At 60.3% G+C, this 6,493-nt stretch carries 6 protein-coding genes and 3 pseudogenes; 3 read left to right on the top strand and 6 right to left on the bottom strand.

Going from position 1 to position 6,493, the window contains the following annotated elements; all coding sequences use genetic code 11:
• The 3 genes from ACS8YF_RS19260 to ACS8YF_RS19250 all read right to left on the bottom strand — a co-directional run.
• On the bottom strand, window positions 1–1,569 hold a 1,569-nt coding region (locus ACS8YF_RS19260), incomplete at its 3' end, for a heavy metal translocating P-type ATPase (RefSeq protein ID WP_440851719.1).
• 16 nt (window positions 1,570–1,585) lie between these two features.
• The gene (locus ACS8YF_RS19255) at window positions 1,586–1,885 is read right to left on the bottom strand and encodes a metal-sensitive transcriptional regulator (RefSeq protein ID WP_440851718.1); all 300 of its coding nucleotides are present in this window, start codon (window positions 1,883–1,885) and stop codon (window positions 1,586–1,588) included.
• Complete coding sequence (locus ACS8YF_RS19250; RefSeq protein ID WP_440851717.1) at window positions 1,882–2,085, bottom strand: CopZ family metallochaperone; 204 nt, start codon at window positions 2,083–2,085, stop codon at window positions 1,882–1,884. The genes ACS8YF_RS19255 and ACS8YF_RS19250 overlap by 4 nt, the downstream gene beginning before the upstream one ends.
• A 129-nt stretch (window positions 2,086–2,214) precedes the next feature.
• Between ACS8YF_RS19250 and ACS8YF_RS19245 the strand changes: the two genes are divergently transcribed.
• Together ACS8YF_RS19245 and ACS8YF_RS19240 are read left to right on the top strand one after the other, a co-directional pair.
• A complete protein-coding gene (locus ACS8YF_RS19245) occupies window positions 2,215–2,871 on the top strand; it encodes a DUF4396 domain-containing protein (protein WP_440851716.1) in 657 nt (218 codons plus the stop codon).
• A gap of 167 nt (window positions 2,872–3,038) precedes the next feature.
• Window positions 3,039–3,635, top strand: a pseudogene (locus ACS8YF_RS19240) (IS481 family transposase); the annotation flags it as partial.
• A gap of 218 nt (window positions 3,636–3,853) precedes the next feature.
• Here ACS8YF_RS19240 and ACS8YF_RS19235 read toward each other — a convergent pair.
• Complete coding sequence (locus tag ACS8YF_RS19235; protein WP_440851715.1) at window positions 3,854–5,119, bottom strand: IS110 family transposase; 1,266 nt, start codon at window positions 5,117–5,119, stop codon at window positions 3,854–3,856.
• 91 nt (window positions 5,120–5,210) lie between these two features.
• On the opposite strand from ACS8YF_RS19235, the pseudogene ACS8YF_RS19230 reads away from it, so the two are divergent.
• Window positions 5,211–5,444, top strand: a pseudogene (locus ACS8YF_RS19230) (integrase core domain-containing protein); the annotation flags it as partial.
• Here ACS8YF_RS19230 and ACS8YF_RS19225 read toward each other — a convergent pair.
• The gene (locus ACS8YF_RS19225; protein ID WP_440851720.1) at window positions 5,430–6,110 is read right to left on the bottom strand and encodes an HD domain-containing protein; all 681 of its coding nucleotides are present in this window, start codon (window positions 6,108–6,110) and stop codon (window positions 5,430–5,432) included. The pseudogene ACS8YF_RS19230 and the gene ACS8YF_RS19225 overlap by 15 nt on opposite strands.
• A 224-nt stretch (window positions 6,111–6,334) precedes the next feature.
• Window positions 6,335–6,493 (bottom strand): annotated as a pseudogene (locus ACS8YF_RS19220) (integrase); the annotation flags it as partial.

The following is a 6,493-nucleotide window of genomic DNA, read 5'->3' as shown; positions in this document are numbered from 1 at the left end:
GTTCGTGGTTTCCAGATCGGTGAGCGCCGGAGCACCTTCGGTCAGCGTGCCGGTCTTGTCGAGCACCACGGTATCGACAGCCGCCAGTTGCTCCAGCGCGGTACCGCGACGGAACAGCACGCCCATCGACGCGCCCTTGCCGGTGCCGACCATGATGGCGGTCGGCGTGGCCAGACCCATGGCGCAGGGGCAGGCGATCAGCAGCACCGAGACCGCGGCGACAAACGCCAACGCGAGCGCGGGCGACGGGCCGAAGATCAGCCAGCCGGCGAACGTGGCCGCCGACACGGCCATCACGATCGGCACGAACACGCCGGCGATCTTGTCGGCTATCGCCTGGATCGCCGGTTTTTCGGCCTGGGCCTCCTCGACCATGCGGATAATCTGGGACAAGACGGTGTCGCCGCCGACGCTGGTCGCCTCGAGCTCGAGCGTGCCGTTCTGATTCACGGTGCCGCCGACAACCTCGTCGTCTGCCTGTTTCGCGACCGGCACCGGCTCGCCGGAGATCATGGACTCGTCAATATAGCTTTCGCCCGAGCGCACCGTGCCGTCGACCGGCACGCGTTCGCCGGGCCGCACGGACACGATATCGCCCTTGGCGACCTGATCGAGATCAACCTCGGTCCATTCACCGTCGCGTTTCACGCGGGCGGTCTTGGACTGCAGCTTCATCAGACCTTGCACGGCCTGGGAGGTGCGCCCTTTGGCCACCGCTTCGAGATAACGGCCCAGCAGGATGAGCGTGACGATCATGCCGGCGGCATCGAAATAGGTATGCGCCGTGCCGCTGGGAAAGATCTGGGGCACAATCAGGGCGATCAGCGAATAGAAGAACGCTGCATTGGAGCCCAGCATCACCAGGCTGTTCATGCCGGGAGCGAAATGCTTCATTTCGCCCCAGCCAAGCGTATAGAAGCGCCAGCCCGCGTAGAACTGGACCGGGACCGCCAGCACCAACTCCATGATGGTCCAGGCGCGTGCCGGCACCAGCCGGTCCATCGCACTCGCGATGGACGGAACGCTATGCAGCATGGCGATCGCGAACAGCGGAATCGTGAACGCCGCCGCCACGATCAGCGCTTTCTTGAGCCGGTCGGCTTCGCTCTGCGATGCATCGGCGTCGCGATTCTCGTCTTCGAGCGCGACCGCGGTATAGCCGGCTTTCTCGACGCTCTCGAACAGCCGCGTCTGATCCACAAGGCCGGGCACATAGGCCACGCGTGCGCGTTCGGTCGTCAAATTCACGCTGGCCTGGACCACGCCGTCGAGCTTGCCCAGTTTTTTCTCGACGCGTGCCACGCAGGCGCCACAGGTCATGCCGTCGACCTTGAACTCGAGCGTTTCGGTGTGCGCCTCGTAGCCGGCCGAGGCCACCGAATCGAACAGAGCGCAAGCATCGTTGACACTGGTATCGAGCGAGACCTTCGCACGCCCGGTCGCCAGATTGACCGAAGCGTCCTGGACGCCTTCGACCTTGTTGAGTTTCTTCTCCACGCGGGCCACGCAGGCGCCGCACATCATGCCATCGACGCCGAAATCGATCTCCCGGATCGTATCCTGGGCCATATCGGCCTCCTCCGCGTTAGCGGTATTTCAGAATATCCATGAGCTCGGCCACGATCGCTTCATCATCGCCGCGTTCATGGGCCGTGACCACGTGGTGTTTCAAATGGCAGCGCAGAATCATGTCGCCGGTCTTGGCGAGCGCGCCGTTGACGGCCTTGATCTGCTTGAGCGCGTCCACGCAGTAGACGTCGTCGCGTTCGAGCATGCGCAAAAGACCCTCGACATGGCCCCGGATGGACCGGAGCCGGCTGCGCGCGTCGTCACGCACAGCCGGATCCAGAGCCAGACGGTTTTCATCCGGCTCGATATCGCTCATTGCACGACGCGGGCGTCGTAGCCCTCTTCCTCGACGGCCGCGATCAGAGCGTTCGGGTCGGCTGAGCCTTCGACTTCGGCTTCGCCCTCGTCCAGGCGAACAGCAACGACGCGATCCACACCGGGCACTTCCGAAAGTGCCTCGTCGACGCTTTTGACACAGTGCTGGCAGCTCATGCCTTCGATTTTCAGCTTGGTCATCAGGGTCTCCACTGATTGCACCACCCCAGGTGGGGTGGGCTAGGATGTCGCTGAAAATTTACTCTTCGGCTTATGCGCTGTCAACGCCTGAGCAGCAGTACCAGCCGATTTACAACAAAGGAGTGAGCTATGGGAGTACTTGAAATCATTGCTTGGATCTTCGTGCTATTGGGCGTTGCAACCGGGCTGGCGATTCTGCGCGACGTGATACGTCATCCCCAGCCGATGCAGATCATGAACGTGACCTGGCCTGTCAATGGCCTGTTCACACCGGTGTTCGGCTGGTGGATCTACAAGAAACTCGGCCGACCTGACGCAGAAGCCGGCGGTCATACGGATAAGCCATTTCCCCAGAGCGTGCTCGTTGGCGTTACGCACTGTGCTGGGGGTTGCGTGCTTGGCGATTCCATCGCGGCACCGATCGTCTCAATCGTTGGTTTCACCGTGGCTGGCTCGCTGCTACTCGGCCATTTCGCGGGTGAATTTGTCGCCGCTTATCTATTTGGCATCGCCTTTCAGATGCTGCCGATGATGAGCATGGGCGAATCCAACCCCTTCAAAGCGTTCATCAATGCCATTAAAGCCGACACCCTCTCGCTCGTATCGTTCGAGATCGGCATGTTCGGCTTCATCGCGTTGGCGTTTAAGGTGCTGCTGCCAGAAGAACCCCACGTGGCGTCGGCGACGTTCTGGTTCATGATGCAGATCGCCATGATCATCGGCTTTGCAACGGCCTATCCGGCGAACTGGTGGTTGATCAAGCGCGGTATCAAGCACGGCATGTAGTGCCTGCGGCGCATCGAACGGCGCGGGCGAGCCGTACCGAACCCGATCGACTCCCCGCGCCTGCTCGCAGCGGCAGCAATCGCCGTGAGTACGGCTTAGACTCCGTCTAGCTGTTTGGTCCCGCTGTATGATGGTTCAACGTTAACGCCAGAGTTCAAAGCGATCTTATGGGCCAAATACTTCACGGACGCGCCACGACCACGCACGCCACGCGAGCAGCAATACAGCGATCGACAGCTTCGGCCTCGCAGCTTGCACGGCAATACGGGATCAACGTGAAAACCGTGCTGAAATGGCGCCACAGGGCGCAGGTCGAGGATAGCCCGATGGGGCCGAAGCAGCCCCGCTCGACCTCGTTGTCACGCGAGGAAGAAGCCGCCTGTCTGATCTTTCGTCGACACACCCAGCTGCCGCTGGACGATTGTCTGTACGCCCTGCAGGACAGCATCCCGCATCTGAGCCGTTCCAGTCTGCATCGGCTGTTTCAGCGCCATGGCATCTCGCGTCTGCCCGATCCTGGCGCCAGCACCCCGCCCAAAAAGCCGTTCAAAGCCTATCCCATCGGTTATGTGCACATCGACATTGCCGAGGTCCGCACCGAACAGGGCCGACATCATCTGTTTGTGGCCATCGATCGCACGTCGAAGTTCGTCGTCGCGCGCCTTGAGTCCCAGGCCAATCGCCGGACCGCGGCCGCTTTTCTGGATCATGTGATCGATGTATTGCCGTATCGCATCCATACGGTGTTAACGGACAACGGACTACCTGCGCTTGATAACCGACGACAGGCCAAAGAGACCCTTGCCCAAGCAGCATAGCGCTTGGCTCAGGCGAGGGAAATACCTGGCGGCCCGTCGTTAGCCGGATCGTAGGCTAACCATAGTGACAGGGGTCCGAGCGGACTCGGCCCGACGTGGCTTAACAGAGGCTCATGAGATCCTGACGGGCGGGCGCGACCATTATCTACGGGGTCCTTTCGGCCCTACGGCCAGCTGAGAGGCGTCCCGCCGCCAGGAATGGACAACTCATAATACCCTCGATAATCGGCGTCCTGCTTGACGAGCGCATGCGCGACACGCGCCATCTTGACCGCCGTGGCGGTCAATGCCTTGCGCTTGAGATCGCCGCTGGTGGGATCGGCCTGGATATAGCGCTCGTACTTCGCCCGGAAGCTGTTTTCACGCATGCGCACGGCGATGGTGGCGGCCAGCCAATAGGCATATCGCAGTCGCGCGTTGCCGCGCTTGGCCAATCGATACTTGCTGCTGCTGTTACCGCTCTGCGAGGCCGCCAGATTAAAGCCGCAGAACTTCAGGTACTGGCGATGATGCCGAAAGCGTTTGAGATCGCCGCTTTCGGCCAGGATCATCAGGGCAATGATCGGGCCGACGCCCGGCAACGTTTGCAATCGCGCAAAGTCTGCATTGTCTTTGAGGTGTGTCGCAGCAAAGGATTCCAGTTTCTGGCGTTGCTCGGTCAGCGTGAGATAGCGCTGTAGCTGCAGCTTAAACGTATCCAGTGCAGGCGAGTCCTGGGGTATCGGCAAGCCCATGCTGGACTGGGCGGTTTCATATAGACCGTGCAGAAACTGCGCCTTGGCCACCTTGCGACCGACGATATCCCAGGCTGCTGCGATAAACGCATCGCAATCCAGTGAGGTAATGCGGCTCGGCGTTGGAAACGTCAGGAGGAATCGGCAGAACCACACTGCCCGCGAAGTATGGAGATAGCGCTCCATCTCCGGGAAATACAGCGTCAGATAATGGTTCACCAGACTGTGCTGGCAGCGTGACCGGGCCAGCGCAATCTGATGATAGGTGTTCGAGATCTCCTGGATATCGAAGTAGCCTTCGCGCAGCGGATCGTGAAACGGCTGAGTCATGCCATGCGCGAGCATATACAGAAGCACTTTGGCATCCTTGCGATCGTGCTTATCCCACGAGGTATACAGGGCCTCGCGTACACGGGCACACCCCAGTGAAGACGCCAAATGAACCGTGATACCCGCTTCGGCCAAACAATAGGCGATCGGCCGATGGAAATCCGCCGTGGGTTCCAGTGCAGCGATGACTGGCATGCCTTGATCGAGCAGGAACCGGCAAAGCGAATCGTGTTCGACACGCGTGTTCGGCAGCTTGAAGGCCTTTTCACGACCGTCGGGCCACCGAACGAGCACATCGTGGTAGCGCTTGGCGATATCGATCGCGACGAAGATTTGTTCTGAGCTAATCTGAGTTGCGGCAGTCATCGGAGACCTCCTTGCGGTTGTTGGTACACACAAGGATCTCTCTACAGGCGATGGCTGCCGTTTATAAGTTGGCTTCCGCAAGTACTACGGCATTCAATTCACCGACTCGGCGCGTTATCGCGATCCGAACAAGCCGCTGAATCGTCGATCACGCTTCGATCAGCGCTGTGGGGCGCATGGCATCGAGCACCGGCTGACCCGGCCGAATCATCCGTGGACCAACGGCCAGGTCGAGCGCATGAATCGGACGCTCAAGGCCGCCACCATCAAGCGCTATCACTACGCCAGTCTCGACGAACTGCAGGGCCACCTACAAACGTTTTTGGCGGCTTACAACTACGCCAAAAAACTCAAAACCTTGAAAGGGAAAACCCCGGTCGAGTTCATCACCGCCGAGTGGACGCGAGATCCCCAGCCATTCTTTTATCCGCCAAACCAGTTGTTGGCGGGACTGGACACCTAGGATCTCTCGGAGCCCTGCCCCGCCCTCGGGCCATTCGCGATCGAGGCGTTTCAGGAATGGAGCCAGCACCTCAAGGTTCAGTGCTTCCTGGGTCACGCCGTAGATGGCGTGGCGGCCGACCTGGCCGGATTTCATGATCCGGATTTTGGCCAGGTCGTGCAGCAACGCGCCCATCACGGCGAGATCGCGTTCATGGGTTGGCAAGACGTACCGCGACAGCGATTCGGCCATCTCGGCGCATTCGACGCTGTGTATGAGCAATCCCCCGATACCGGCGTGGTGGTGCGAACGGCTCGCGGGAACACACAGAAACGGTTCGGCGATCTCCTGCGATATGAAGAGCCGATGGGCGAGCGCGCGAACATGAGGATCGGTCAAACGATCCAGTAGCGCGGTCAGCCGATCAAATGCCGCTGTACTCTCTGCGGGTACCCATGTACGCGATAGAAGATGCCAGCTCGGGCTATCGGCCAGCGCGACCTTTTCGATACGATGTGTATCGATATGGACGACGTCGCTTGGCGTCATGAGAACGCGACCTTCGACTTGCACGAAGCGTGTTCGGATATCGGTCAGGCTTAGAAAGCCCTCGTCACTGAGCGACACGTCGCAGATCGCGAAACCTGTGGCATCGGCGATGGTGACACGCGCTTGGTCGGCGCGCTGAGTGTTTGGGGAGCGTTTGACGGATATGAGCCGGAAGAGCCCGGACACCACTGCCCCGGACTGGGTGGCAAGACAAGCGATGGAGGTCATGACCGCTCCTCCTTTTCCATCCCGCCATTGATCGCGTTCGTTACGAAACGGTCGAAGGCGCTGCCATCGCGTCGCGTGAGATTGGGGACGTAACGGGAATAGACGCGGAATAGCATCTCGGTGGTGGTGTGGCCCATCTGGCGCGCGATCCACTC

This window comes from Salinisphaera sp. SWV1 (assembly GCF_052044155.1).
GTDB lineage: Bacteria > Pseudomonadota > Gammaproteobacteria > Nevskiales > Salinisphaeraceae > Salinisphaera.
The sequence above is the reverse complement of the archived record's forward strand: the minus strand, read 5'-3'. Positions and strand labels throughout refer to the sequence as shown.